This window comes from Halorubrum saccharovorum DSM 1137 (assembly GCF_000337915.1).
Classification (GTDB): Archaea; Halobacteriota; Halobacteria; order Halobacteriales; family Haloferacaceae; genus Halorubrum; species Halorubrum saccharovorum.
Window position 1 is genome coordinate 128114 of record NZ_AOJE01000060.1, and the last position, 26308, is coordinate 154421.

23 protein-coding genes and 1 pseudogene are annotated in these 26308 nt (G+C 68.8%); 9 read left to right on the forward strand and 15 right to left on the reverse strand.

Annotated features, from left to right (window positions below):
* Window positions 1–25: 25 nt before the first annotated feature.
* On the reverse strand, window positions 26–1459 hold the full coding sequence (locus C471_RS11895; protein WP_004049361.1) for an HD domain-containing protein: 1434 nt from the start codon (window positions 1457–1459) through the stop codon (window positions 26–28).
* Between the two features lie 136 nt (window positions 1460–1595).
* On the opposite strand from C471_RS11895, the gene C471_RS17735 reads away from it, so the two are divergent.
* From C471_RS17735 to mtnP, 3 genes are all read left to right on the forward strand, one after another.
* Window positions 1596–1736, forward strand: coding sequence for a hypothetical protein (locus tag C471_RS17735; RefSeq protein WP_004049363.1), 141 nt, complete (start codon window positions 1596–1598; stop codon window positions 1734–1736).
* Window positions 1736–2731, forward strand: a complete 996-nt coding sequence (locus C471_RS11900; RefSeq protein WP_004049365.1) for a YeiH family protein — start codon at window positions 1736–1738, stop codon at window positions 2729–2731. Before C471_RS17735 ends, C471_RS11900 begins: the two co-directional genes overlap by 1 nt.
* Window positions 2732–2802: 71 nt before the next feature.
* On the forward strand, window positions 2803–3669 hold the full coding sequence (gene mtnP, locus C471_RS11905) for an S-methyl-5'-thioadenosine phosphorylase (RefSeq protein WP_004049366.1): 867 nt from the start codon (window positions 2803–2805) through the stop codon (window positions 3667–3669).
* A gap of 33 nt (window positions 3670–3702) precedes the next feature.
* On the opposite strand, the gene C471_RS11910 is transcribed toward mtnP, so the two are convergent.
* From C471_RS11910 to C471_RS11920, 3 genes and pseudogenes are all read right to left on the reverse strand, one after another.
* Complete coding sequence (locus tag C471_RS11910) at window positions 3703–4683, reverse strand: segregation/condensation protein A (RefSeq protein ID WP_394295194.1); 981 nt, start codon at window positions 4681–4683, stop codon at window positions 3703–3705.
* 25 nt (window positions 4684–4708) lie between these two features.
* A pseudogene (smc, locus tag C471_RS11915) lies at window positions 4709–8287 on the reverse strand (chromosome segregation protein SMC); the annotation flags it as partial.
* Window positions 8288–8310: 23 nt separating this feature from the next.
* Entirely contained in the window at window positions 8311–8757 is a 447-nt protein-coding gene (locus C471_RS11920) for a DUF7518 family protein (RefSeq protein ID WP_004049378.1), read from the reverse strand.
* A 172-nt stretch (window positions 8758–8929) separates the two neighbouring features.
* On the opposite strand from C471_RS11920, the gene C471_RS11925 reads away from it, so the two are divergent.
* The 3 genes from C471_RS11925 to ftsZ all read left to right on the forward strand — a co-directional run bounded on the left by C471_RS11925 (window position 8930) and on the right by ftsZ (window position 11163).
* Window positions 8930–9541 carry a double zinc ribbon domain-containing protein gene (locus C471_RS11925; RefSeq protein ID WP_004049381.1) on the forward strand — a complete coding sequence of 204 codons (612 nt, stop codon included), beginning with the start codon at window positions 8930–8932 and terminating at the stop codon, window positions 9539–9541.
* Window positions 9542–9758: 217 nt separating this feature from the next.
* Window positions 9759–9938, forward strand: coding sequence for a ribbon-helix-helix domain-containing protein (locus C471_RS11930; RefSeq protein ID WP_004049383.1), 180 nt, complete (start codon window positions 9759–9761; stop codon window positions 9936–9938).
* Window positions 9939–9942: 4 nt separating this feature from the next.
* A complete protein-coding gene (ftsZ, locus tag C471_RS11935) occupies window positions 9943–11163 on the forward strand; it encodes a cell division protein FtsZ (protein WP_004049385.1) in 1221 nt (406 codons plus the stop codon).
* A 103-nt stretch (window positions 11164–11266) separates the two neighbouring features.
* Here ftsZ and ncsA read toward each other — a convergent pair whose 3' ends face one another.
* The gene (ncsA, locus tag C471_RS11940; protein WP_004049387.1) at window positions 11267–12247 is read right to left on the reverse strand and encodes a tRNA 2-thiolation protein NcsA; all 981 of its coding nucleotides are present in this window, start codon (window positions 12245–12247) and stop codon (window positions 11267–11269) included.
* Window positions 12248–12751: 504 nt separating this feature from the next.
* Between ncsA and C471_RS11945 the strand changes: the two genes are divergently transcribed.
* Window positions 12752–13270, forward strand: coding sequence for a DUF4442 domain-containing protein (locus tag C471_RS11945; RefSeq protein WP_004049390.1), 519 nt, complete (start codon window positions 12752–12754; stop codon window positions 13268–13270).
* A 37-nt stretch (window positions 13271–13307) separates the two neighbouring features.
* Here C471_RS11945 and C471_RS11950 read toward each other — a convergent pair whose 3' ends face one another.
* The 4 genes from C471_RS11950 to C471_RS11965 form a co-directional block, all read right to left on the reverse strand.
* Window positions 13308–14099, reverse strand: a complete 792-nt coding sequence (locus tag C471_RS11950; protein WP_004049392.1) for a response regulator — start codon at window positions 14097–14099, stop codon at window positions 13308–13310.
* Between the two features lie 74 nt (window positions 14100–14173).
* Window positions 14174–15124, reverse strand: coding sequence for an alpha/beta fold hydrolase (locus C471_RS11955; RefSeq protein WP_004049393.1), 951 nt, complete (start codon window positions 15122–15124; stop codon window positions 14174–14176).
* 60 nt (window positions 15125–15184) lie between these two features.
* Window positions 15185–16351, reverse strand: a complete 1167-nt coding sequence (meaB, locus tag C471_RS11960; protein ID WP_004049396.1) for a methylmalonyl Co-A mutase-associated GTPase MeaB — start codon at window positions 16349–16351, stop codon at window positions 15185–15187.
* Window positions 16352–16771, reverse strand: a complete 420-nt coding sequence (locus C471_RS11965; RefSeq protein WP_004049398.1) for a cobalamin B12-binding domain-containing protein — start codon at window positions 16769–16771, stop codon at window positions 16352–16354. It lies immediately after the preceding gene.
* A 130-nt stretch (window positions 16772–16901) separates the two neighbouring features.
* Here C471_RS11965 and C471_RS11970 point away from each other — a divergent pair, with 130 nt between their 5' ends.
* Both C471_RS11970 and C471_RS11975 read left to right on the forward strand, forming a co-directional pair.
* Window positions 16902–17843, forward strand: a complete 942-nt coding sequence (locus C471_RS11970) for a VOC family protein (RefSeq protein ID WP_004049400.1) — start codon at window positions 16902–16904, stop codon at window positions 17841–17843.
* A gap of 174 nt (window positions 17844–18017) precedes the next feature.
* Entirely contained in the window at window positions 18018–20300 is a 2283-nt protein-coding gene (locus C471_RS11975; protein ID WP_004049402.1) for a helix-hairpin-helix domain-containing protein, read from the forward strand.
* A 104-nt stretch (window positions 20301–20404) separates the two neighbouring features.
* On the opposite strand, the gene C471_RS11980 is transcribed toward C471_RS11975, so the two are convergent.
* The 6 genes from C471_RS11980 to C471_RS12005 are packed head-to-tail and all read right to left on the reverse strand — an operon-like array spanning window position 20405 to window position 26153.
* A complete protein-coding gene (locus tag C471_RS11980) occupies window positions 20405–20827 on the reverse strand; it encodes an arsenate-mycothiol transferase ArsC (protein ID WP_004049404.1) in 423 nt (140 codons plus the stop codon).
* Window positions 20827–21534, reverse strand: coding sequence for a phosphate signaling complex protein PhoU (phoU, locus tag C471_RS11985; RefSeq protein WP_004049406.1), 708 nt, complete (start codon window positions 21532–21534; stop codon window positions 20827–20829). Before phoU ends, C471_RS11980 begins: the two co-directional genes overlap by 1 nt.
* A complete protein-coding gene (pstB, locus tag C471_RS11990) occupies window positions 21535–22365 on the reverse strand; it encodes a phosphate ABC transporter ATP-binding protein PstB (RefSeq protein WP_004049408.1) in 831 nt (276 codons plus the stop codon). It abuts the gene before it with no gap.
* Window positions 22366–22367: 2 nt separating this feature from the next.
* Window positions 22368–24134 carry a phosphate ABC transporter permease PstA gene (pstA, locus tag C471_RS11995; protein WP_004049410.1) on the reverse strand — a complete coding sequence of 589 codons (1767 nt, stop codon included), beginning with the start codon at window positions 24132–24134 and terminating at the stop codon, window positions 22368–22370.
* Window positions 24134–25108 carry a phosphate ABC transporter permease subunit PstC gene (gene pstC, locus C471_RS12000; RefSeq protein ID WP_004049411.1) on the reverse strand — a complete coding sequence of 325 codons (975 nt, stop codon included), beginning with the start codon at window positions 25106–25108 and terminating at the stop codon, window positions 24134–24136. Before pstC ends, pstA begins: the two co-directional genes overlap by 1 nt.
* Window positions 25109–25163: 55 nt before the next feature.
* Window positions 25164–26153: a PstS family phosphate ABC transporter substrate-binding protein gene (locus tag C471_RS12005; protein ID WP_004049420.1), complete on the reverse strand. Its 990-nt coding sequence runs from the start codon at window positions 26151–26153 to the stop codon at window positions 25164–25166.
* Window positions 26154–26308: the final 155 nt, after the last annotated feature.

Genomic DNA, 26308 nt, shown 5'->3' on the forward strand with positions numbered 1-26308 from the left:
CGGTCAACCGGCGTCGCCGTCCGGACTACGTCTCCGACGCGACGCCGACCTCCCGCTCGAACGCCTCTCGGAGCACCCGGATCGCCCGCCGCTTCGTCCCGTCGGGGACGAACACGAAGGGGATCGGCACGTCGAACGCGCGGTCGCCGTACAGCCCCCAGTCACCGACGGAGCGCGTCGTCCCGCCGTACGCGATGGGGATGTCCTCCAGCTCGTCGGGGTCGTAGGCGGGCACGTACGACCGGTCGATCCACACCTCGTGGACCGGCACGTCGAGGGCGTCGGCGAGGAGCCGCTCCAGCCGGTCGTCGCTCTCGGTGAGCCACGCCGTGAACTCGTCGAGCGCGGGGGCGCGTCCCTCGTCACCGTCGCGGTCACCGGCCACGTCGCTGCCGATCCGGTCCGCCAGCGCGATCCGGTGTTTCCAGCAGGTGGCCGGGAAGCGCCGCCCGCGGAAGCGGTCGTACATCGACGCGAGCGTCGAGTCGGGGTTCTCGCGGGCGGCGGCTTTGAGGCGTTCGAGCACGGCGTTGTCGTCGAGCTCGCGGTCGAGGATTCCGTCCACCGTCACGGGGCTCTCGCCCGTTTCGGTCGCGTACTCGCCGAGCATCGCCTGCAGGAGCCGGTTGGCGTACACCGACTTGTGGTGCTGGGTGACCCACATGTACAGCGCGATCCGCCCTTCGAGGTAGTTGCCGATGGTCGACAGCGCCTTCTCCGAGAGCGCCAGCCCCTCCTCCGGGTGGGCGGTGTAGGCGTCGACCATGCGCTCGACGTCGAAACTCAACACGCCCGCGCCGGTCATCTCGTTGTCCCGGGTGATGTAGTCGAGTCGGTCCACGTCGATGGGGGAGTGGAGCAGCTGCGCGCCGACCCCGTACTGCCACGGCTCGCCGCGCTCGTACGCGAGGCTGTAGCCGAGCACGTACGCGCACACCTCGAAGGGGTCCACGTCGAACGCGCGGAGCGCGTCGCCGTACTCCTCGACGATTATCACGCAGCCGAGCAGCTCGTGCGGATTCGCCGAACGGAGCGGGGCGCCGCCGACGCCGGCCCGATCGAAGGCGTCAACCAGGCCGGTCTCCGCGACGCGCTCCCGGAGGACGCCCTCGTCGAGGAGCCCCTCTGAGAGGTGCGAGAAGGGCGGGTGCCCCACGTCGTGGAGCAGACAGGCGCACTCGAGCGTGCGTTGGATCTCCTCCAGCTCGTCGGTCGTCGCGTCCCGCGCGAAGTACGACTGCCGGCGGAGGTTCTCGAAGACGGTCCGGCCGAGATGGTAGACGCCGAGCGAGTGCTCGAACCGGGTGTGGTTCGCGCCCGGGTACACGAGGTGCGTCGCCGAGAGCTGGCGGACGTACCGCAGCCGCTGGAACGGTCGAGTGTCGACGACGCCCTCGACGAGCGCGTCCGGCAGCTCGACGTAGCCGTGGACGGGGTCTTTGATCTGGGTGGTGGGCATCGCTCGTGGACACGACACCGCCCCGCGACCTGCCTCTTTCGGTCCACCTCCGGCCGCCGGGTCCGTTCGAATTCCGCTTCCTCCCGGAACGTCCCGATTCCGTCCTTATAAGTAGCGAGCGCGGCGATCCTCACGCATGGTATCGGACGCCGCGGACGAACCCGGTTCCCCGCTCGTCGACCGGTGGACCGCACTCGACCGGGGCTGGCAGGCGCTCGCGCTCGGGCTGGGAGTCGTCGCCGTCCACGCCGCGGCACAGGCCGCGGGCGTCTTCTGATGAGCGCCGTCGCCGCCGCACGGCCCTACCTCCCCGGCCTCGGGCTGCTGGCCGTCGGCGCGCTCCTCTCGCACCTCGTCGCCGGCGCGGTCGACGGGCTCCAGCCCCTCGTCGTCGCCGTCGCGATCGGCGCGCTCGTCGGCAACACGGTCGGGACGCCCGACGCGGCGGAGCCGGGGGTCGGCGTCGACAAGCTGTTCTTGGAGACGGGGATCGTCCTGCTGGGCGCGGCGGTCGTCGTCGAGGAGTTCCTCGCCGCGGGACCGACCGTGCTCGGTCTCGTCGTCGCGACGGTCGCCGGCGGGCTCCTGCTGGCGGAGGGGATCGCCCGGGGTCTGTTCCGGCTCGACGGGACGACGCCCTCGCTGCTGGCCGCGGGCGCGAGCGTCTGCGGGGTCTCTGCGGTCGTCGCGATCGGACGCGTGCTCGACTCGCGCGGGTCGGCGATCACGTTCGCGGCGGCGACCGTCCTCCTGTTCGACGCCGTCACGCTCGTCGCGTTCCCGGTCGCCGGCGAGTGGCTCGGGCTCACCGGTCGGCAGTTCGGCGTCTGGGCCGGCGTGAGCATGTTCTCGACCGGCCCCGTCGCGGCCGCGGGGTTCGCGCACTCCCCGGAGGCGGGCCAGTGGGCGACCGTGACGAAGCTCGCGCGCAACTCCCTGCTGGGCGGCGTCGCGGTCGCCTACTCGCTCGCGTACACCGCCCGGTCGGCGACCGACCCCGGCGTGCGCCGGCTGTGGGCGGAGTTCCCGAAGTTCCTGCTCGGCTTCCTCGCGGTCGCCGCGGTCGCGAACAGCGGGCTCCTCTCGCCGGCCGCGCTGGCGTCGATCGGGCGCGTCTCGGACGCGCTGTTCACGCTGGCGTTCGTCGGTCTCGGGCTCTCGATTCGGCTCCGGGAGATGCGCGAGGTCGGCGGCGCCGCTGTCGGCGCGGTCCTCGTCCATCTGCTCGTCGTGAGCGCGCTCGCGCTGGCGGCGGTGCGGTGGCTGCTGTGAGCGAGGCGCGACAGCCGCGTGCCGCCGACCGCGTTCACTCCTTATAAGTAGCGAGCGGGCGCACTCCGGGTATGAGCACCATCGGTTTCATCGGCGGCAGCGGCATCTACGAGGCGCTCCCCCTCAACGACGTTCGCGAGGTCGAGTACGACACGCCCTACGGCGAGCCCAGCGACGCGATCACGATCGGCGAGTTCGCCGACACCGGGACGGAGGTCGCGTTCCTCCCGCGTCACGGCTCCGAGCACGGCGTCTCGCCCACCGACCTCCCGTACCGCGCGAACATGTACGCGCTGAAGCAGGCGGGCGTCACCCACGTCTTCGCCTCGAACGCGGTCGGCAGTCTGAAGGAGGATCTGGAGCCCGGCACGCTCGTCGTCCCCGACCAGATCTACGACCGGACGAAGCACCGCGACCTCTCCTTCTACGGCGACGGCGTCGTCGTCCACCAGCCGTTCGCGGACCCCTATAGCCTCGAACTGGTCGACCATCTCACCGAGGCCGCCGAATCCGCTTCACCCGCGGACACGAACGTCGTCAAGGGCGGCACCTACGTCTGCATCGAGGGACCGCAGTACTCGACGCGCGCCGAGTCGGAGTTCTACAAGAGCCAGGGGTGGGATCTGGTCGGCATGACCGCGATCCCGGAGGCGAAACTCGCCCGCGAGGCCGAGATCGCGTACGCGACGATCGCCGGCGTCACCGACTACGACGTCTGGAAGGAAGACAGCGAGGTGACGCTCGAAGAGGTGCTGGAGAACGCCGAGCGGAACCAGAAAGCGATCAAGGCCGCCGTCGAAGAGGCCGTCCGGTCGCTCCCCGACGATCTGGAGTGCGAGGCGCACACCTCGCTCGAAGGCACCGTCAACACGCCGACCGAGGCGATCCCGGAAGAGACGAAAGAGCGCGTCGAGCCGCTGCTGGGCGACTACCTGTAAGCGGTTCTGCCCTCGACCCGCGTACGGACCGGATCAGTCCGCGATCGCTTCCGACTCCCCGGTCATCGCCGACGGGTCCTTCACCCACAGGTCGCCGAACAGGTCGTCCTGCTGGAGCCGGACCGAGCCGCGGTGGGCCATGAACAGCAGCGCGAGGTACGTCATGAAGGGGCGGCCGCCGGCGGTCTCGATCTCACCGAACAGCACCTCCGTGCGCCCGCGGTCGAAGTGGGTCCGGAGGGCGTTGTCGATCTCCACGATCACCTCCTCGATGTCCTCGTCGTGGGTGCGGTCGGTCGCCTCGCCGGCGGTCGGCTCCCCGTCCTGTCGGAACTCGTCGCCCGCGTGATAGTCGAGCGTCTGCGTGCCGCGGGCGTGGCCGTGCGGCGACTCGGAGGTGTCGTACTCGCGCGAGTCCTTCCACCACGAGCCGCGCTCGGCCTCGCGAAGCTCCCGAACCAGTTCGTCGAGGGTCTCGGGAGATCCCCGGGTGTTCTTCCGGTCGAGCCGGCGGTCCATCTCGGCCTCCAGCTCGTCGATCGGGTCGAAGTCGCCGTCGGCGGGGTCGGGCGCGCCGCCCTCCATCGCGACCTCCCACGGCTCCGGCTCGGGCTCCTCGTCCTCGTCGTCGTCCGCCAGCATCCCGTCGCTTTTCATCCGGAGCAGGACGCTGGCGTAGAAGAGGGCGCGCCCGGTCGTCCGGAGGTCCGTCTCGTCGAGCTTCTCTAAGAACGCGTCGGTCACCTGCACGATGTCGATGTCCCACGGCTCGATCTCGCCCTCCTCGGCGAGCTGGACGAGGAGCTCGACGGGCTCGACCTCGTCGTCGTCGGTCTCGTCCGGGGGCGAGACGTCGGTCACGCCCGGATCGGAGTCGCCGGTTACGTCCGGTTCGGACTCGTCGGTCGAACCGTCGTCCGGGGAGCCGCCGGTCGAATCGGGGTCGCCGTCCGGGGAGTCGTCGGCGAACGGGTCCGCGCCGTCGCGCTCGCTCGTCAGGTCCAGGTCTGGCACGCCGCCCGCCGACTCCGGCGGCTCAGTCATCCGCGGTCACCTCCTCGTCGCCGTCGTCGCCGAACTGCATCCCCGTCACGGCGGAGAGGTTGTCACCCTGCATCGTGACGCCGATGGCGCGGTCGGAGCGCTCCAGCAGCGCCGAGCGGTGCCCGACGACGACGAACTGCGCGTCCTCGGCCAGCTCCTCGATCATCTCGCCGACGCGCTCGGCGTTGACCGCGTCGAGGAACGCGTCGATCTCGTCGAGCGCGTAGAACGGCGCGGGGTTGTGCCGCTGGATCGCGAAGATGAAGGAGAGCGCGGTCAGCGACTTCTCCCCGCCGCTCATCGCGTCGAGCCGCTGGACCGGCTTGTCGGCGGGCTGGGCCTTCATCGTCAGTCCCTCCTCGAAGGGGTCCTCGGGGTTCTCCAAGAGGAGTTCGCCGCTACCCGCCGAGAGCCGCGCGAATATCTCCTCGAAGTGGTCGTTGATCGACTCGAACGTCTCCATGAACGTCCGCTTCTTCTCGGCCTCGTACCCCTCGATGCGCTCCTCGATCGCGTCGCGCTCCTCGACGAGCACGTCTCGGCGCTCCTGGAGCGTGTCCAGCGCCTCCTCGACCTCGTCGTACTCGTCGATCGCGAGCATGTTGACGGGTTCTAACGCCTCCATCTCGGCTTCGAGCTCCTCGATCCGCGACTCCACCTCGTCGAGGTCCGGGATCTCCGAGGCGTCGTACTCACCGACCTGCGACTCCAGCTCGTCGATCTCCCACGCCAGCCGGTCCTGCCGGTCGGTGAGATCCTCCAGGTCGGACTCCGCCTCCGAGACGAGCGAGCGCTGCTCGTCGCGCTCGCGGGTCGCCTCGGTGATCTCCTCGCGGAGGTCCTCGCGGTCAGCCTTCAGCTCCGTCAGCTCCTCTTCGAGCTCCGCGATCGCCTCCTTCTTCTCCGCCAGCGTCTCCTCTTTCTCCTCGATCGCGGCCTCGTGGTCGGCGATCGCTTCCTCGGCCTCGGCCTTCCGGTTCTGCGCCGTCTCGACGGTGTCGTGGAGGTCGTCGACCGCCTCCTCGGCGTACCCCTTCTCCAGTTCGAGCTCGTTGCGCCGCCCGTCGAGCGAGCTCATCCGGTCTTCGAGGTCCGAGATCTCGCCGCGGATCTCGTCGGCGCGCTCCGACAGCTCCGGGATCTTCGAGTCCGCGAGCTCCGCCTCGATGTCGTCGATCTCGGCGTCGAGCTCGTCGATCTCCGCGTTCAGCCCGTCGATCTCCTCGTCGAGCTCGCTCATCTCCGCGTCGACCGACTCGCGTTCCGCCTCCAGCTCTTCGAGCTCGGCCTCTAGCTCCTCGATGCGGTCCTCGGCGTCCGCCAACTCGCTTTCGGCGCGCTCCACGTCGGCCTCCAGCGACCGGACGCGCTCGGCGGCGTCGGCCTTCCGCTCTCGCGCGTCGTCGATGTCGCCTTCGAGGTCGTCGATCTCGGACTGCAGCGTCTGCCGCTCGTCCTCCAAGTCCGAGATTTCGGTCGCGAGCCGTTCGAGCTTCCCGCCGCCGGACTTCGTGAACGCGTACCGGGAGCCGCCGCCGGAGCCGCCGGTCATCGCGCCGGACTTCTCGACGAGGTCGCCGTCGAGCGTCACCATCCGGTAGTCGCCCATCAGGTCGCGGGCGGTCGCCATGTCCTCGACGACCAGCGTGGAGCCGAGCACGTACGAGAAGATCGACTCGTACTCGGTGTCGTAGTCGACGAGGTTGCGCGCGAAGTCCACCACGCCCGGCACAGATGGCTTGCGCGGGAGCCCCCGGTTGTCCATCTCGGTGATGGGAAGGAACGTCGCCCGGCCCGCGTTGCGCCGCTTGAGGTAGTCGATGCAGGTCGACCCCACGCCGTCGTCGTCGACGACGACGTTCGCGAGCCGACCGCCCGCGGCCGTCTCGCACGCCTCGGCGTACTCGGCCTCGACGGAGCCGAGTTCGCCGACCGCGCCGTGGACGCCGTCGATCCCGCCGTTCTTCACCTCGGTCACCGCGCGCGGCCACGAGGCGTCGCCGCGCTGGTCGGCGGCCGCCTCCAGCTTCGCGTACTCGTTCTGCTTCTCGCGGAGGTCCTCCTCGATCGCCTCCAGCCGCTCGCTCGTCTCGGCCTTGTCGGCGAACAGGTCGGCGACCGCGTCCTCGATCGTCTCCTCGTTCTTCTCGGCCTTGTCGAGCTCGCTCTTCAGCTCGGAGACTCGCGCTTTGTGCTCGGGGATCGACTCCCGTGCCTCCTCCAGGTCCGCCCGCGCCTCGCTCACCGCGTTCGAGCGCCGGCGGGCCTCGTCGAGCAGGCGGTCCTTCTCGCGCTGCAGCTCGTTTTTCTCCTCGCGCAGCGACTCGATCGACTCCTTCTTCTCCGAGAGCTCCGCTTTCAGCTCGTCGAACTCGGTGTCGGCGCCCTCGATCTCGGCCTCAACGTCGGCGAGCTCGGACCGCTTCGTGGCGATCTCCGATTTCACGGAGGCCTTCTCGACTTTCACCTCGCGGATCTCCTCGTCGAGCTCCTCGATCGTCTCCTCCTTGCGGTCGATCTGGACGAACGCGTCGCGGCGCTCGGTCTCGGCCTCCTCGGCGCGCTCCTCGGCGGCCTCTATCTTGTCCTCCAGCCGGGAGATCTCGCCTTTCACCTCCTCGATCTCCGAGCGGATCTCGATCTGCTCGTCCTCGCCTTTGGTCTCGATCTCGTGGTTGAGGTCGGCTAAGTCCTCCTCCAGCCGCGTGAGCTTCCCCTGTCTGGCGTCCAGTTCGGCGCGGAGCTCTTCGAGTTCGGCCTCGGCGTCGTCGATGTCGTCTTCGACGCCTGCGAGCGTCTCGCGCTTCTCCTCGAGCTCGGAGGCCTTGAGGAAGCCGCGGTACTCCTCCAGCTCGTCGCGGAACTGTTGGTACTGGAGGGCGGTCTCGCGCTCGTCGGCCAGCTGATCGAGCCGGTCCCGCTTCTCACCGATCCGGAGATCGGCCTCCTCGATCCGGTCCTCGACGGTCTCTAACTCCTCGTAGGCGGCCTCCTTCTTCTCGTCGAACTCGGCGACGCCCGCGATCTCGTCGATGATCCCCCGGCGCTGGTAGGGGGTCATGTTGATGATCTCGGTCACGTCGCCCTGCATCACGACGTTATACCCCTCCGGGGTGACGCCGGCTGCCGCGAGCAGGTCCTGCACGTCGGAGAGGTTCACCGAGCGCCCGTTGAGGTAGTAGTACGAGTAGTAGTTGTCCTCGGTCTCCTTGACGCGCCGCTTGATCGTGATCTCGGAGACGTCGCCGACGTTCTCCGTGCCGGCGGCGGAGACGACCTGCGAGCGGTCGAGGGTGCCGTCCTCGTTGGACAGTACCACGGTCACCGAGGCCTCGTTCGGGCCGTCGGAGCCCTCGCCGCCGTCGTGACCGGGGTTGTAGATCAGGTCCGTGAGCTTCTTCGCCCGGATCCCGCGGGTGCGAGCCAGCCCGAGCGCGAAGAGGACCCCGTCGATGATGTTCGACTTCCCGGAGCCGTTCGGCCCGGTGACGACCGTGAAGTCGTCGTAAAAAGGGATCCTCGTCGTCCGTCCGAAGCTCTTGAACCCGTCTAAGACCACTTCTGTGATGTGCATGTGCGCGGAGGGTGGACGGCGGGTTACGCGACGATGATGTCGCTGTCGGACTCCTCGTCGTCGCTCTCCGCGTCCGACCCCTCGGACGCGGCGGCCTCGGCGTCGGGCGTCGTCGCCTCCTGATCGGGAACGATCACGTCGTCGCCCTCGGAGGCGCCCGAGTCGCCGTCGGCCGCGGATCCGTCGTCAGTTCGCTCGACGACCTCGACGTGGTCGTCGGAGTGCGTCCGGCGCTCGCCGCCGGTCGGCTCGGGCTCCTCGGCGGTCGCGTCCGTCGACTCGTCCTGCACCGTCTCTGCCGACTCCGTCGACTCGGACTCCTCGGCGGCTTCGGCCGCGACGGACACCTCCTGGGCGTCTTCCACTTGTCGGACGCGCTCTTTCATCTCGACGAGCTCCTCGGTGAGCCCGTTGACCGCCGCCTGTAGCTCCGCGACCTGTCGTTCGAGGTCCTCAACGCGGTTACTCATTATACACACGTATGCCCACGCGGGCCGTATAAATCTGCGTCAGACATGTGTGTCCACGTCACACACTTTCTGAACGGCGCCGAAGACACACGTTTCAGTGGGGTGAAACGTGTCTGTCGTTCGTCGGACACGAGGAGAAGATACTTGTAGTGCGGGTTGATACCGGTTCGACATGAGCAAGATCACCTTCCGGGCCGACGACGACCTCGTCGAGCGGCTGGAAGCGTGTGACGCCTCCAAGAGCGAGGTGATGCGGGAGGCCCTCCGGACCCACCTCGACGGCGCGGTCGGCGGCGGCACGGACGGCGACGGGTCGAGCGCGTCGGACGCGACCGTCGACGCCGCGCTGGCCGATCGGATCGACGACCTCATCGCCGATCGGCTCGATGCCGCGTTGGACGAGCGGCTCGGCGAGCGACCGGCGCCTTCGCCGTCCCCCCACGCGGCGTATACGCCCGGAAACGCCGGCGATATCAACGTAAACGTCACTCTCGACGCCCCCGGTGCCGACGAGGAGGACGCGAGTGTAACGCGTGAGACGACGGCGGACGACGATTCGCAGACGCGTAAGACGCCCGCGGATCCGGACGTGCAAACGCGGGAAAACGTCTGCGGCGGATGTGGTGAAAACGTCCCGTCTGATCACGTATACTGCCCGAATTGTGGCGAGAAGCAGTCCCACCGTGCGTTCTGTGAGTGCGGCGACGAGCTCCGGACTGACTGGGCGTTCTGTCCCGGTTGCGGTCGTCGAACCCCCGCTGCCGACGTATTGAAAGACCGCTAACTGCTCTCTGAGTGCACGTATACGCCCAAATTCGGGCGTTTTCGAGATGTGTCTTACACCCTCCGGTAGTTTTATATTGGTAGCCTCGGTGACTTCAACTGCGTAAGACGGTCGTCTTACAGTGGCCGTCCGAGCCGGGGTGACCCTCCGTCGTCGGGCGATTCGTCGTTGTAAGACGCGCGCGTTGCGTGTTCGCCGTCTTACCGGGGGAATACCAATGGAGCGTGTGACACTACGAATCCCGAAACAGCAGATCGACGAGGTCGAACAGATGGTCGAGACGGGCGAGTTCCCGAACCGGAGCGAGGCGATCCGGTCGGCCGTCCGCGACATGTTGAACGAACAGGACGGCGAGCGCGACGAGCGCGGCCGCAGCCGCAACTGGGCGAAGGTGTAAACTGATGCAGGATCTCGTTCAGGACGCCCTCGACAACGCGGAAGCGGAGAAGCGCGACATGGACTCCGTCGACATGGACGACGACGAGTTCGGGGACCCCCGAATCGTCATTGTCGGTGCCGGCGGCGCCGGCAACAACACGGTCAACCGGCTGTACAACATCGGCGTCGACGGCGCCGACACCGTCGCGATCAACACGGACAAACAGCACCTCAAGATGGTCGAGGCCGACACCAAGATCCTCGTGGGCAAGTCGCTCACGCAGGGGCTCGGCGCCGGCGGCGACCCCAAGATGGGCGAGCGCGCCACGGAGATGGCCCAGGGGACGATCAAAGAGGTGCTCGGCGACGCCGACCTCGTCTTCGTCACCGCCGGGATGGGCGGCGGCACCGGCACCGGTGCAGCGCCGGTCGTCTCGAAGATCGCGAAAGAGCAGGGCGCCATCGTGGTCGGGATGGTCTCGACTCCGTTCAACGTCGAGCGCGCCCGTACGGTGAAAGCCGAGGAAGGGTTAGAGAGCCTCCGTAACGAGGCCGACTCGATCATCGTCCTCGACAATAACCGACTGCTCGACTACGTCCCGAACCTGCCGATCGGGAAGGCGTTCTCCGTGATGGACCAGATCATCGCGGAGACGGTGAAGGGGATCTCCGAGACGATCACCCAGCCGAGCCTCATCAACCTGGACTACGCCGACATGTCCACCATCATGAACCAGGGCGGCGTCGCGGTGATGCTCGTCGGCGAGACCCAGGACAAGAACAAGACCCAGGAAGTGGTCAACGACGCGATGAACCACCCGCTCTTGGACGTCGACTACCGCGGTGCCTCCGGGGGGCTCGTCCACATCACGGGCGGTCCGGACCTCACGCTCAAAGAGGCCGAGGGCATCGCGAACAACATCACCGAGCGGCTGGAGGCGAGCGCCAACGTGATCTGGGGCGCCCGCATCCAGGACGAGTACAAGGGGAAGGTCCGCGTCATGGCGATCATGACGGGCGTCCAGAGCGCGCAGGTGCTCGGCCCCTCCACCCAGAAGCAGGCCGATAAGTCCCGCGCCGCGGTAGACGCCGATGACCTCGGCGACTCGCGCTCGCGGGCGGCCGAGACGAACGGCACCGCCGGCAACGCGGCGGTCTCGGGCGGCACCGACCAGGACGCGTGGGAGTCCGACGGCGGCAGCGAGCCGACCGAAAAGAACAACGGGCTCGACGTCATCCGCTAACGCCGGGTCCGTCCGGATTCGGTGTCGTCAGCCTCGACACCGTCGCATCGATCTGCTGACCGCGGCTTTTCCGTTTACTCTCTCTGAACTCCAGTCTGCCGAGCTACGCGGCTTCGATCGAGTCGAGCAGCCGGCACTTCCGACAGACGTCTCGGCTCGTCTTCGATCCACAGCGTTCGCACTCGCCGAGGTCGGGCGAGTCGGCGGCGGCGTCGCCGCCTTCGCGGTACGTCTCGGCCGCGAGCGCGGACAGCTCCTCGTAGCCGGCCATGATCGAGTGGCGTGCCCCGGGGTGGTTCTCCTCTAACTCGTGGATCGTCGACTGGATCTCGCCGCGGTACGCCTCCGAGGAGTGGGGGCACTCCGCCATGTGGGTCGGGAGATCGCGGACGTGACAGTATAAGGCGATCTCCTTTTCCGGCACGTCCCGCAGCGGCTTGGCCCGCGGGACGAACGCGTCGGTCCCCTCGCGCTCGTCGAACGGGCCGAGCGAGGCGTCGAAGTGTTTCGCCACCTGTCGCACGTCGCCCTCCAGGAAGTTCATCATCGCGGTCTGGGCCTCGTCGTCGAGGTTGTGGCCGGTGAGCAGCTTGTCGGCGTCGAACTCGGCGGCGTACTTTTCGAGGAGGTCCCGCCGGAACACGCCGCAGTACGCGCAGGCCGCCATGTTCTCCGGGTCGCTCTCGACTACATCGTCCATCCGCACGTCGAACTCCTCAGCGTAGGAGACGACCTCGTGGCGGAGCGAGAGGTCCTCGGCGAGTTCGATCGTGGCGTCGATGCTCTCGTCGCGGTACCCCTCGATCCCCTCGTGGATCGTCAGTGCGAGCATCTCGACGCGCGGGTCCTTGCCGAACACGTCGTCGAGGATCTGCGTTAGCGCGACGCTGTCTTTCCCGCCCGAGAGGCCGATCACCCAGCGGTCGGGGTCGTCCGGCGTCGCGTCCGGATCGAGCAAGGTGTCCTCGCGGACGCGGCGTTTCACGCGCTTCTCGACCGACCGGCGGAGGTGCTCGCCACAGAGGTGCGCCCCGGAGTAGGCGGCGTGGTGGATCGCGTCGTCTCCGCACCTGTCACACTCCATCGGTGTCGGGTTGCGGACGCGCGGGGATACCCGTTTCGGGCCGTGACGAGGACGTACCCGTATGAATGAATCCGTCCGTTCTGAGCGCGACCGTCGTCGAAGCCTCGGCCGCTCGGCAGTACGTGATCGTCATCTCGGCGATGACGACCTTCAAAGCCCCAGTCGCGACGACTCGCGTGGCTCGCCGCGCTCCTCAGTCGCTCGTTTCACTCGCTCCCTGCGGTGCTTGCGTCGCCAAGCGTCGTCCTCGCGACTGCCCCTTTGAGTCCCACCCGACCGCACCGCCCCGCACCTCACTCCTCCCCAGCCTCGCCGCTCGCTCGGGGCTCCCTCCGGTCGCCCACGTCGCTCGCGGCGTCCCTCGCGCGTGCTCCTCGCGGCCTGTCGGCCGCTCGGAGGCACGCGCCACTGCAGTCGATTACGTAGGCACTCGATCCAGACAACCCCAGGCGCGTTGTCGCCGGTTCCGACACGGGTTTGACCCGGGCGAGGTCACCCGTTGACGTGACCGACTCCCCGTCCGGCGTCGACCGCGACCCCGATCCGCGTCCCCTCCGCGAGGACCCGCCGGCGGAGAGCCTCCGCACCCGGCTGTGGCGCCACGGGTTCAACCTCCTGCCCGCCTACCGCGGCACCGGCGCTCGGGTGGACCACATCGGCGCCGACTGGCGGTACGTCCGGATCCGCGTCCCGTTCAACTGGCGGACGCGCAACGCGGTCGGCGCGATCTTCGGCGGGAGCCTCTACGGCGCGATCGACCCCGTCTACATGACCATGCTTCGCCGGACGCTCGGCGACGGGTTCACCGTCTGGGACAAGTCGGCCGCGATTGAGTTCCTCGAACCCGGCCGGGACACGCTGTACGCGGAGTTCTCGCTCGCGGACGACGAGATCGAGGCTCTCCGCGCGGAGCTGGACCCGGGCGAGTCCACCGACCGGCGGTACCTCGTCTCGCTGGTCGACGACGGCGGGACGGTCCACGCGGCCTGCGAGAAGACGCTGTACGTCCGTCGGGACGAGTGAGGGCCGGAGGCTCGCGGGAGCCCCGGTGACGACCGACTCAGTCGCCCGCATGCGCTCCCGCCGCGACCTCCTCGAACTCCGAGACGGAGATGACGAGCCGGTCGTCGCTCGTCGTCGTCACCATCTTCGACTCCGCGAAGGTGGACCCGTCGGCGCGGAGCCCGGTGCTCGTTCCGGTCCACCGCTCGCCCTCCATGACCGCCGGGATGATGTGGGTGCGGATGTGCTCGACCTCCTCCGTCGGGTGGAGGCGCTGCCAGCGCTCCCCGACGAGCTCGTCCGGGTCGTACCCGTACAGCTCGCCGTACTCCTCGCCGACGAACTCGAACGTGCCGTCCGGCGCCACGGTGCAGACCCCGTCGAGCGCCACCTCGCCAGCCGGCTCGCGGGACGGGTCGCCCGCCGATTCGGGCCCGGAGTCCGACTCGAAGCGCCCGCCGACGCCCTCGACCGCGTGCTCCACCCGCCGCAACAGCGCGGTGTACCCGTCGGCGCCGCCCCGTTTCGTGACGTAGTCGCTGACGCCCGCGCGGACCATCTCGGCCGCGATTGCGTCCGGTTCCGTCGCGGAGAACAGGAGGAACGGGAGGTCGGGGTGGCTCTCCCTGGCCTCGGAGAGTAGCTCAACGCCCGTCCGGCCGGGCATGTCGTAGTCGCTGATCACGCAGTCGAACGGCTCGCGCTCGATCCGGTCGAGCGCGGTCGCCGGGTCCGTCTCGACTGCGGTCTCGCAGTCGATCTCGTCGTCGCGTTCGAGGTACGCCGCGACGAGTTCGGCCAGGCCCGGCTCGTCGTCGACGCAGAGCACTCGCAGCGGTGCGTCCGTCATACCGGCTCTCGGGGTCTCCCGTCTAAACCGTTTCCCTCCCGATGCTCAGAACTGATAGCGATACTACCGGCCGGTCACGCCGTCGCGCCCGCGACGAGGCTCTCCTCGACGGTCTCCACGAACCGGTCCGGGTGCTCGACGTGCGGGAGCAGCTTGGCGCGGTCGAAGACGACGAGGCGGGCGCCGGACGCGTCGGCGAGTTCGCGCCCGTCGGACAGCGGGCTCACCTCGGCCTCCCGGCCCCAGACGATCGTCGGGGCGGCGTCCATCTCCGCGAGAGCGCCCGCGAGGTCGAGGTCGCTGTTGAGATACCCGGAGATGAACGAGGCGGGCGCGAACCGCGCGTTCTCGACGTGGCTCGTCCGCCACTCGTAGTCGGTCCACTCGTCGCTCGGGTTCGTCGGGTCGTCGTAGCCGTGGTCGGCGTTGAAATACCGGATCGACGGCTTCGAAGCGATGCCGTTGAACAGCGCGTCGCCGACGAGCGGCGCCCGGATGAGTTCTCGGAGCCACGACTTCGGCGGGCTCGGCCCGGCGACGGTCGTCGGACAGACGCCGACGAACCCTCGGATCTCGACGCCGTCAGTCGTCGATCCGTCGACCGCCGCGGCCGCGTACGCCGCCGAGAGCGACGAGGCGACGACGGCGGGCCGATCGAAGTCGGCGAGGAAGTCGCGGACGAAGTCCTCGTACAGCGCCGCGGAGTAGCGCAGCGGCGGGCGGTCGGACCGCCCGAACCCCGGCAGGTCGGGGGCGACGACGTGGTGTTCCGCGGCCAGGTCGGCGAACACCTCGCGCCACTCGCCCGCGGAGCCGGCGGCGTTGACGCCGTGGAGGCACACGAGATCGGGGTCGGCGGGGTCGCCGGCCTCGGTGTAGGCCACGTCCATTCCGCGCCAGCGGAACGTGCCGTCGTCGCCGTCGAGCGGCGACTCTAACTCCCCTTCGTACCGGAGCCCGGTGTTGAGGGCGGCGATCCCGCCGACGCCGAGGAGGGCGGTCCCGGCGACCTTGGTGAGCTTCATGGAAACCTGTTGGTCCGCTGGCGACTTATACCTCGTGGGCTCGCGGGCACGCCGTTGCCCTCACGTCGCGTCGCGGTCGGCACGTCCCGCGTCGGACTCGACGCACTCCGCGATCGGATCGACGATCTCCGCGGCGAGGCTGTACGGGTCCGTCTCCCGCCGCCTGACCGAGTCGGCGAGCGCGTCGATCCCGCCCCGACGTTCGATCTCCGCGGCCGCGAGCGCGCCCACGTCCGAGCGGACCAGCGTTCGGATCTCCTCGGCGTAGCGCCGGCGCTTCGTCGACTCGATCGCGCCCGACTCGCGGAGGTGGGTCGCGTGCGCGTCGAACGTCTCGATCAGCTCCGCGACGCCTTCGCCGGTGTTCGCGACGGTCCGGAGCACTTCGGGGGTCCACTCCGGCGCCTCGTCCCCGCCGTCGGCTTCGTCTCCACCGTCCCCGTCCCCGCCGTCGGCTTCGTCTCCACCGTCCCCGTCCCCCTGTCCCGCTCCGTCGTCCGGGTGGTTCGGGACCTCGAACCCGTGGTGTCCCCCGTCGAGCCCCTTCGTCGGGCTCTCGCGCCGGTGGACCATCTCCTCTAACTCGGCGAGGGTGCGCTCCGCGCCGTCCATGTCCGCCTTGTTGACGACGAACACGTCGCCGATCTCCAGGATGCCGGCCTTCAGCGTCTGCACGTCGTCGCCGGAGCCGGGCTGGACGAGCACCGCGACGGTGTCGGCGGTGCGGACCACGTCGACCTCGTTCTGGCCGGCGCCGACCGTCTCGATGATGATCGCGTCCTTCCCGAAGGCGTCGAGCGCCTTCACGGCGTCCGCGGTCGCCATCGAGAGCCCGCCGAGCTGGCCCCGCGCGCTCATCGACCGGAAGAACACGTCCATGTCGCCGACGTTCGACGACATCCGGATCCGGTCGCCGAGCACCGCGCCGCCGGTGTACGGCGAGGAGGGGTCGACGGCGACGACGCCGACGGTGTCGCCGCGGTCGCGGTAGGCCGCGGCGAGCTTGTCGACGAGCGTCGACTTCCCGGCGCCGGGCGCCCCGGTGATCCCGATCACGTCGGCGTCGCCGGTGTGCTCGTGGAGCGCGGCGACGATCCCGCGGTAGCCGCTCGACCGGTTCTCGATGCGGGTGATGACGCGCGCGAGCGCCCGATGGCTCCCGGCGAGGAGGTCCTCGACGAGCTCGGCGTCTCCGTCGCCGAGCGCGGTTGCGTCCGTCCCGCCCATCTACGCTCGCTCCGGGACGTTGTTCCGGATGAACTCGATCGTCTCCTCCATCGGCGTTCCGGGGCCGAACACCTCGGCGACGCCCAGCCCCTTGAGGTCCGCCTCGTCGTCGTCGGGGATGATCCCGCCGACCAACACGAGGGTGTCCTCGAACGCGTCGTACTCTTTGAGCCCCTCGATCACCTTCGGGACGAGCGTGTTGTGCGCCCCGGAGAGGATGGAGATGCCCAGCACGTCGACGTCCTCTTGGACCGCCGCCTGCACGATCTCCTCTGGCGCGCGGTGAAGCCCGGAGTAGACGACCTCGAACCCGGCGTCTCGGAACGCCCGCGCGATCACGTGTGCTCCCCGGTCGTGACCGTCAAGACCGACCTTGGCGACCAGACAGCGGATGGCTCGCGTCTCCTGTTCGGCGCTCATACCCGACTCTCGGTCGCGTGACCGCTTGATTCTAACGGACGTTCAGGACGGTTCGGGCCGCGTCGGGGTGAAACGCCGACGTCCTTCCGCGACCGACGCGTTGAACGCGTCGGCGACGGTACTGACGCACATGGACACCGACGCCTCGCCCGACGGTCCCGACGACCGGCTTCCCGCCGAAACGCAGATCGGTCGCGCCGCGCTCCGGGTCGCCGACCTCGACGAGACGGCCGCGTTCTACCGCGACGTGGTGGGTCTCGCCGTGCTCGACCGCGACGCCGACCGAGCGATCCTCGGCGTCGACGGGACCGCCCTGCTCGTCTTGGAGCGCGACCCCGACCGCCCGGAGCGGGGCCGAACCGACGCCGGCCTCTTTCACACCGCGTTCCGGGTCCCCTCCCGGGCCGCGCTCGGCGAGGCGCTGGCGCGCGTGCGTGACCGGTGGCGGCTCGACGGCGCCTCCGACCACCTCGTCAGCGAGGCGCTGTACCTCGACGACCCCGAGGGCAACGGCGTGGAGATCTACCGCGACCGCCCCCGCGAGGAGTGGCCGGTCGACGACGACGGGACGGTCCGGATGGCGACCGAGCCGCTCGACGTTCAGGGCGTCGCCGGGGCGACGGGTGACTCGGACCGCGTCGACGCGGCGGGTGATTCGGGCCCCGCTGACCGCGCGCCGTCCGGCACCGACGTGGGCCACGTGCACCTCGAAGTCACCTCGCTGTCGGCGTTCGAGGCCGTCTACGTCGACGGCCTCGGATTCGAGGTCGGGATGACCGGACCGGACGTCCGGTTCGTCGCGGCCGGCGGCTACCACCACCACCTCGGCGCGAACACGTGGCAGGGGCGGACGACGCCGGCCGCGGGGCGCGGACTCGCGTGGTTCGAAGTCGAGGTTCCCCATTCGGCCGCGCTGGACGCCGTGCGACAGCGGCTCGACGCGGCCGCGGCCGAGGGCGACACCGATTTCGCCGTCGACGAGCGGGAAGAGGGGATCGCGGTCACCGACGCCGACGGTATCGAAGTACGCGTCCGGACGTCCGGTTCGTCGCGGCCGGCGATCCCGGAGTGAGCGGCCGGCGATCCCGGAGCGCGTCCCCGCCGAGCGGGGTCGACGCGACGCTTTCCCGACGCTCACAATTTCGAACGCTCCGTATGTTGTCTGTCTAAACCCGGGTTAATAATATATATCATGAAAATACATTAGCTAATTGTCCTGTTGAATGCAGGACGAAGGGTGCCAGCAATGTCCACAAACGACCCGCCCGAACTAGAGAAGATCCCTGGAATCGGCCCCAAGCGAGCGAAGGCGCTCCGCGTTGCCGGCTACGAGACGCTCGACGACCTGGAGGGGGCCACGGAGGAAGACCTCCGGGACGTCGCGATGTTCGACGACATCCTCGCTCGCGACATCAAAGCGACGGTCAGTCCGGACGTCGACGACCGTGTTGCGGTGAAACAGCCCAACGCCGTCACGCCGGACGACTGGCAGGTGACCGAGCGGCAACTGACCCACATCCGGACGCTGGCCGACGACGTGCCGCTGGATCTGGAGGGCTCGACGGCGCTCGACGTTCGCGACCAGTTGGAGTTCGCGATCGACCCCGACCTACTGGGCTTCCGGCAGGTCTGCGGGCGCGTCGTCACCTACGATCCGGAAACCGACGAGTACCATCCCGTTCCGAACGCGACCGTTCACGTCGAGGACACCGACTGCTCGTTCCTCTCTCATTTCCCGTCTGGCCTCGGCTACGGCTGGTTCTTCCCGTTCGACTGCACGCGGGAGACGGTCGCGACGACGACGACCAACGAGTGCGGAGAGTTCTGCGTCCACGTCCCCCTCTGGGACATCGACCGCGTCCTCGACTTCCGCCGAGAACGCGTCTGCCTCCCCGAGATCGTCCGACCTCGGCTCCGAGACGTGCTGGAACGTCCCGAGGTGTTCCCGGATCCGGTGATCCCGCCGGAGCCGCGACCCAACCCCTTCCCCCGGCCGCAGCCCCGCCCCGACCCCCGGCCCGAGCGGCTGTTCGATCCCGGCGTGTTCGAGCGCACGGCCGACCTCGTCGGCGAAGACATCGCGTTGCGGCTCGGCGCGGGCTCAGAACGCGGTGAGTTCGGTGAGTTCGAATCCGAGACCGCGGCGCTGCTCGATCGGCCGGCGTTCCCCGACCCGCCCGATCCGCCGCTGCCGGAGGGGTTCATGCGTCCGGACCCCGACGAACGGCTCGAACTGCTCGGGGACGAGATTCCGGTCGACCGCGAGGTTCTCGCCGCGATCGACCCCGACCGACACATCGGTCCGTTCCTCCGGTGTCGCGACGTGTTCGTGCCGGAGTGGCGGACGTTCGCCGACGTGCCAGACATCACCTTCCGCGTCACGCAGGACGTCGACGGCGACGGGGCGCGGGAGACGATCTACTCCGAGGGGTTCTTCGACGTCCGGTGGAACGAGAGCGGCTCTCTGAACGTCGATCTCGTTGCCGACGACGACGCCAACTCGATCCCGACCTGCGACGGGCTCACGCCCGAGAACGTCGAGTGCGAGACGCCGTCGATCGAGTCCATCGGCCTGATGCCGACCCAGAGCCCGGTCTACGACGACGGCTCCGGCTACGCTCGGCGGATCAACCGACCGAAACCGCCGGGCCCGTCCGCCGGTCGTCTCGACGGCACCGCCCCGTTCGCCGGAACGCTGCAGCTGCACGGCTGTCACCGCTTCGAGGAGGCGTCGTACTACCGGGTGCTGTACTCCTACGAGGGCGGCGCCGAGCAACCGTTCACCGGCCACGAGTGGTACGTGCCCGCGATCGGCCGCGATCCGGTTCACGTCCAGCCGACCGGGACCGACGGCTGGTACCCGATCCTCGACGTGCCGTACCTGGAGTCGTACTACGGCGAGCAGCTCAACGACAACCCGCTGCTGTTCCCGTTCTGGGTGCTGAACTGGAACACGCGCGGCTACCGGGACGGCACCTACGAGGTGCGGCTCCAGCTCGGTGACTCGAACATGGACCCGCTGTCGACGGCTTCGCCCGCCTCGACGATCACGGTCGACAACCGGCGACCGAACCTCGAGATCACCGGTCTCTCCTGGGGACTGTCGTCGGAACCGCCCGAGGAGTGGAACGACATCACCGAGTCGTGTCCGCAGATTAAGCGACCGGCCGGGAAAAAAATCGGTATCCGCGTGACGTTCAGAGCGTGGGGCGAACACTTCCGAAGCGTGCGGGCGTCGGCGCACGGCTGCGGCCGGAATCCGCCGGTGACTCAGCCGGCGTCTAGCGGCGGTCCGCCGAACCGGTACTCGTACTGGCACCAGTCGGTCGGCGATCGGAACCACGACCGAACGGTCGTGTTCGAGGTGCCGGCGGACTACCAGCCGGGCGCCTACCGGATCAAACTGCGGGCGGTCAGCCGCGCCTTCAACCCCGCCGGCGGCGGCCGCGGTCCGTCCGCGAACTGGGAGTACGACACCGACTATATCGAATCCCACCTCAACCGCCAGATCAGCATCACGAACGCGTAGCGTCTCGGTACGTCTCCCGTCTCGGACGCTCGGCCGAGCCGCCCCGACTCGGCCGACGACCGGGACGACTTTCTCGGCGGTTCCCTCTCGGAGCGGCGACCCGCTTACCGCTCGCCGGCGTCCTCACCGAACCGCTCGTCGAAGACGGCGATCACGCGCCGCTCGATCTCGTCGCGGATATCGCGGACCTCCTCGATCGGGCGCTCGCCCGGGTCCTCCAGGTCCCAGTCGTCGGTGTCGACGCCCTCCAACTCCAGCGTCGAACAGCCCATCGTGGCGACGAAGTCGGACGCGGCGAGCGTCTCGTCGTCGATCTCGCGGGGAGTTCGCCCGTTCACGTCGAGCCCGACCTCCGCGAGCGCCTCGACGACCACGTCGTGAACGCTGTCGGCGGGCATCGTGCCGCCCGTCACGATCTCGACGCGGTCGCCGAGGCCGCGTCGGTCGCGTTCGCGCTCCGCGAAGGCGGTCGCCATCTGGCTGCGCCCGGCGTTGCGGACGCACATGAACGTGAGGGTCGTCCCCATCAGTAGATCAGCTCGTCGTCGTTCTCGACCATGTACAGGGTGCGCGCCGCCACGTTGACCGCGTGGTCGGCGACGCGTTCGAGGTCGCGAACCGCGAGCAACGCGCGAGAGACCTCGTCGAGCGAGGCCTCCAGCGCCTCCGCGTCGGCGTCGTCGCCGGTCTCGCCGGTCGACGACTCGTTGCGGGCGCGGTCGGCCTCCAACAGCTCGCGGACCACGGCCTCGCTCGCGCGCCGGCACCGCTCGTCGAACTCGTCGTCGCGAGCCGCGATCTCGCGGCAGGCCTCGGCGTCGCCCGCCTCGTAGGCCGCGACCGCGTCGGCGACCATCTCGCCGGCGTCCTGGCCCAGATCGCGGAACTCCACGGCCGGGTGGACGCCCCCGTCGGGGCCGCCGTAGCCCGCGAGGTTGGTCGCCAGGTCGGCGACGCGTTCGAGGTCGGTGATCACCTTGAACGAGGCGGCCACTAACCGGAGGTCGCCCGCGACGGGCTGTTGGAGTGCGAGCAGCTCAGTGCAGTCCTCCTCCAAGCCGAGGTACGTCTCGTTCACCTCGTAGTCGCCCTCGATGACCTCTTCGGCGAGCTCGTCGTCGCCGGTCGCGGCCGCCTCGATCGCCGTGTCGTACCGCTCGCCGACGAGTTCGCCCATCGCGACCACGTCGGCCCGGAGCTCGTCGAGCCGCTCCTGATAGTTCTCGCGCGGCATCTATCCGAACTTCCCCGTGATGTAGTCCTCGACGCGCTGTTCCTCGGGATCCTCGAAGATCTTCGTCGTGTCGTCGTACTCGACGAGTCGGCCGCCGGTGAGGAACACCGCGGTCCGGTCGGAGATGCGGGCCGCCTGCTGCATGTTGTGAGTGACGATGATAACCGTGTACTCCTCGGCGAGGTCGTCGATGAGGTCCTCGATCTTCGAGGCCGCGACGGGGTCGAGCGCCGATGTCGGCTCGTCCATCAGGATGACCTCCGGGTCGGGCGCGATCGCCCGAGCGATACAGAGGCGCTGCTGTTGCCCGCCGGACAGGTCGAGCCCCGAGGAGTCGAGCTGGTCTTTCACCTCGTCCCACAGCGCGGCCCCCTTCAGCGACTTCTCGACGCGCTCGTCGACGTCGCCGTCGTACCCCTGTATCTTCAGGCCGTAGGCGACGTTGTCGCGGATCGACTTCGGGAACGGGTTCGGCTTCTGGAACACCATCCCGATCTTCCGCCGAAGGGCGACCGGGTCCACGTCGGAGTCGTACACGTTCTTGCCGCCGAACTCCACGTCGCCCTCGACGCGGCACACCTCGATCATGTCGTTCATCCGGTTGATACACCGGAGGAACGTCGACTTGCCGCAACCCGAGGGACCGATCAGCGCGGTCACCCGTTTTTCGGGAATCTCCATCGACACGTCGTCGATCGCCTGTTCGTCTCCGTAGAAGACGTTCAGGTCGCGCGCGGCGACCGCCGTCCGATCGGTCGTCGCGGTCTGTTCGTTCGATCCGGTCTCTACGTCCGTCGTGATGAGCGAGTCGCTCGATTCTGTGTTACTCATGGTTAGTTCCCCCGCTCCGCGCGGTTCCGCAGCAGTATCGCCGTCCCGTTCATGCCGATGAGGATGATCAACAGGGTGATCACGCCGGCCGCGACGACCCCGTACCGGAACTCCGCCTGCGGGAAGTTCGCCCACGCGTAGATCTGCATCGGCATCGCGCTGAATCGGCTGAAGAGGCTGTCCGGCGCGCTGAACACGGTCGTCGCCGCGCCGATCATGAGGAGCGGCGCGGTCTCGCCGATCGCCCGCCCGAGCGCGAGGATCGTTCCGGTCAGGATGCCGGGGAACGCCTCGGGGAGCACAACGTTCTTCGTCGTCTGCCACCGGGTCGCGCCCATCGCGTCCGACCCGCGACGCAGGTCGTCCGGGACCGACCTGATCGCCTCCTGCGCGGAGATGATCGTGATCGGGAGGATGAGCAGCGACAGCGTCAGCGAGGCCGTCACCGCGGTCCCGAGCCCGAACCCGAGCAGGTTCGCGAACAGCCCGAGCCCGAGCAGCCCGTACACGACCGACGGGATGGCGGCGAGGTTCGCGATGTTGACCTGCAGCAGCCGCGTCAGCGACCCGAGGACACCGCTCTCGGGCATGTACTCCTCTAAGAAGACGGAGGTCCCGACGCCGAGCACGAACGACAGCACCGCGACCAGCGCGATGATGATCACCGAGCCGACGATCGCCGGGTACAGTCCGGCTTCGATCGCAGTGCTCGACGGCGACTCCGTGACGTATCCAGCGTCGAGCCACGGGTCGGGCGCGGGAACGCCCCACGCCTCGACGACGAGCGCGCCGACGAGCGCGCCGCCGACGAGGAGGACCGGCAGCGCCAGGCCGACCACGCCGTCACCCTCGTCGATCGCGCGGTGAACGTAGACCGCCGTCGGCACGCCGACCGTGACGAGGACGATCAGCGCGGTGGGACCGGGGACGCCGAAACCGCCGGCGAGGAACCCGCCGGCGACCGCGACTGCGAGCGGCACTCCCCCGGCGGCGACCGCGGCGGCCCGGCTGCCGCGGTCGGCCACGACGCGCCAGCCGGCGATCGCGATCGGGACCGCGAGCGTCCAGGCGTAGATGATGAGATCCGACGGGTACGTGGTGACGACTCCTCGGAGGACCACCGCGACGACGACGCCGACGAGTCCGACGGGGATCGCCGCGGCCACCGCTCGCGGCGCCGAGCGCCGAGCGCCGTACGCGTACAGCGCGACGGCCGGAACGACGCCAAGCGTGTACGCGAGGAACCACACCAGCGGGTCGAACACCAGGAACAGCGTCCCGACGGCGAGCCCGAGCGCGGCCCCGCCGACGAGCCGGCCCATCAGTCCGAAGCCGACGGCGCCGACCCGGCCGCGGCTCCCGACGTACGCGAGGTACGCCGTCACCGGCGTCGCGACGACGAAGAGGTACGCGAGCTGCCAGGAGAGCCGCGGGATCTGCGCGACGAACGCCTCGATCGCGGTGAAAAGCGCCGCGACGGCGACGAGCCCGCCGCCGAGGGCGCCGAGGGCCCGTCGGGTCACCGTCGGATCGTTCGCGCTGTACAGGCAGAACGCGAGGAACGGGACGACGAGGGTGAGGAAGTACGTCAGCAGCCACTCCGGGCTGGCGTTCGCCAGGTCGAAGGCGTCTATCGTGACGTACACGAGGAGCACGCCGAGCGCGACGAGCCCGGCCACGCTCGCGCCGAGGGAGAGGTACTCGAAGACAACCCCCCGAAGCCGGCTCACCTCGCCGAACCCGCCCGCGTTCGCGTTGTCCGTCGCCATCAGTACTCCTCCCGGTACCGCTGTGCGATGATATCACTGATCACGTTCATTACGAGGGTCACCACGAACAGCGTGAGGCCGAGCGCGAACATCGAGTCGTACGGGATCGACCCGCCGGTGAGGTCGCCGCCGGCGATCTGCACCATCGCGACGGTGATCGTCATCCCGGACTGCAGGAGCACGTCGGCGGGATTGACGAACGGGATCCCGAAGGCGACCTCCTGCACCGCCGGCATCCGCGCCTGCGCGCCCATCGCGACGACGACGATCATCGTCTCGCCGATGGCGCGAGAGATCGCGAGGATGTACGATGAGGCGATCCCCGAGATGGAGGCCGGGACCACGATCCCGGTCGACACCTCGAACTTCGTCGCGCCGAGCCCGTAGCCGGCCTGGCGCAGGTCGTCCGGAACCGCGCTCATCGCGTCCTCGGAGATGGACGACACCATCGGGATCGTCATGATACCGACCATGATCGACGCCGAGAGCGCGTTGAACGTGCTCATCTCCGGGAACAGCGTCGCCTTCAGCGCCGGCGTGATGTACACCAGCGCGAAGTAGCCGTACACGACCGTCGGGATGCCGGCGAGGATCTCCAAGAGCGGCTTCAGTATCGAGCGCGCGTTCGGCGTCGCGTATTCGCTGAGATAGATCGCGGTCAGCGTTCCCACCGGGAGCGCGATGAACGCCGCCGTGACCGTCACGACGAGCGTCCCGATCAGCAGGGGGATGATGCCGAACGCCTGCCCGCCGCCGGCCGGATTCGGGCTCCAGTTGGTGCCGGTCAGGAACTCGGCTATCGGTATCTCTTGGAAAAACACCACCGCGTCCGACAGCAGCGTCACGAAGATCGCTACCGTCGTGAGTAGGGTGATCGCCGCACACGCGGCGAAGAGGCCACCGTAGGTTCCCTCCTTCAGTCGTCTGAGCCCGCTCCGACGCTGGAGATCGGGACTCTCGGTACTATCTGTCACAACCGGTCGGGTATCGAACGCTGTCGTAAATCAATACACCGGTTCATAGCGGACGTTACTCCTGCGCCCGCTCGATGGCGTCTTCGAGGATCTCCATCTGCTCCTCCTGGGTCTCCTCGGTCGCGGGCACGTACCCCACGTCGCCGGCGACGAGGTCCTCGTTCGTCGTCTGCTCGACGAAGTAGCGGGCGAACTCGGCGACGTGTTCCTTGCCGAGCGACTCGATCGAGGGGTAGGTGAACAGCGGCCGTGAGAGGGGCGTGTACTCGCCGCTGGACGCCGTTTCGAGGCTCGGCTCTACCGGTCCGTCGCCGGCGTCGATCCCGAGCGCCTTGAGCTGGTCGGGGTTCTGGTAGTAGTACGCGAAGCCGAAGTAGCCGATCGCGTACTCGCTGCCCGAGACGCCCTGCGCGATCGAGTTGTCCTGCTCGGTCGCCTGGTAGTCGCTGGTGTGGCCGCGCTCCTCTAAGATCGCCTCGATGAAGTAGTCGTACGTCCCGGAGGTGTCGGCGGCGCCGAACCGGTTGATCTCCTCGTTCGGGAACTCGTCGCGGACCTCGTCCCAGGTCTCGACGGCGTCCTCCTCCCAGATCGTCGCCAGCTCCTCGACGGTGAGGTGGTCGATCCAGTCGGCCTCGGGGTTGACGACGATCGTGAGCGCGTCCGTCGCCGCGATGAGCTCGACGTACTCGACGCCGTTCTCCGCGCAGCGCTCCTCCTCCGCGGGCTGGATCGGCCGGCTCGCGTTGTTGAAGTCGGTGTCGCCGACGCAGAAGTAGTTGGAGAACCCGCCGCCCGAGCCGGTAGGGCTGATGTCGATAGAGACCTGGTCGTGGTCCGCGGCGAAGTCCTCCGCGATCGCGCTCATCAGCGGGAAGACGGTCGAGGAGCCGGCGATGTTGATCGAGCCGGAAAGGCCGTCGCCGCCGCCGTCCCCCGAGCTCTGCGTACAGCCCGCGAGCGCCAGCGCGCCGGCACCGCCGAGCGCCGAAAGTGCTTTCCGCCGCGTGATCCCCTCGGTATCCGCGTCGTGGCTTGATGCCATCACCTGACCGTGGGTGTGTTCCGGTTAAGTAGTATGCTATGAGCGGTACAAGCGACCCAGTACCGCTCCCCGGTGCTATATATTCTATATAGATCGGTCGGAAACCCCGATCCCCGCCGTCGTCGCCCGTCCGGCGGTTCGACCGTATTTTTAAG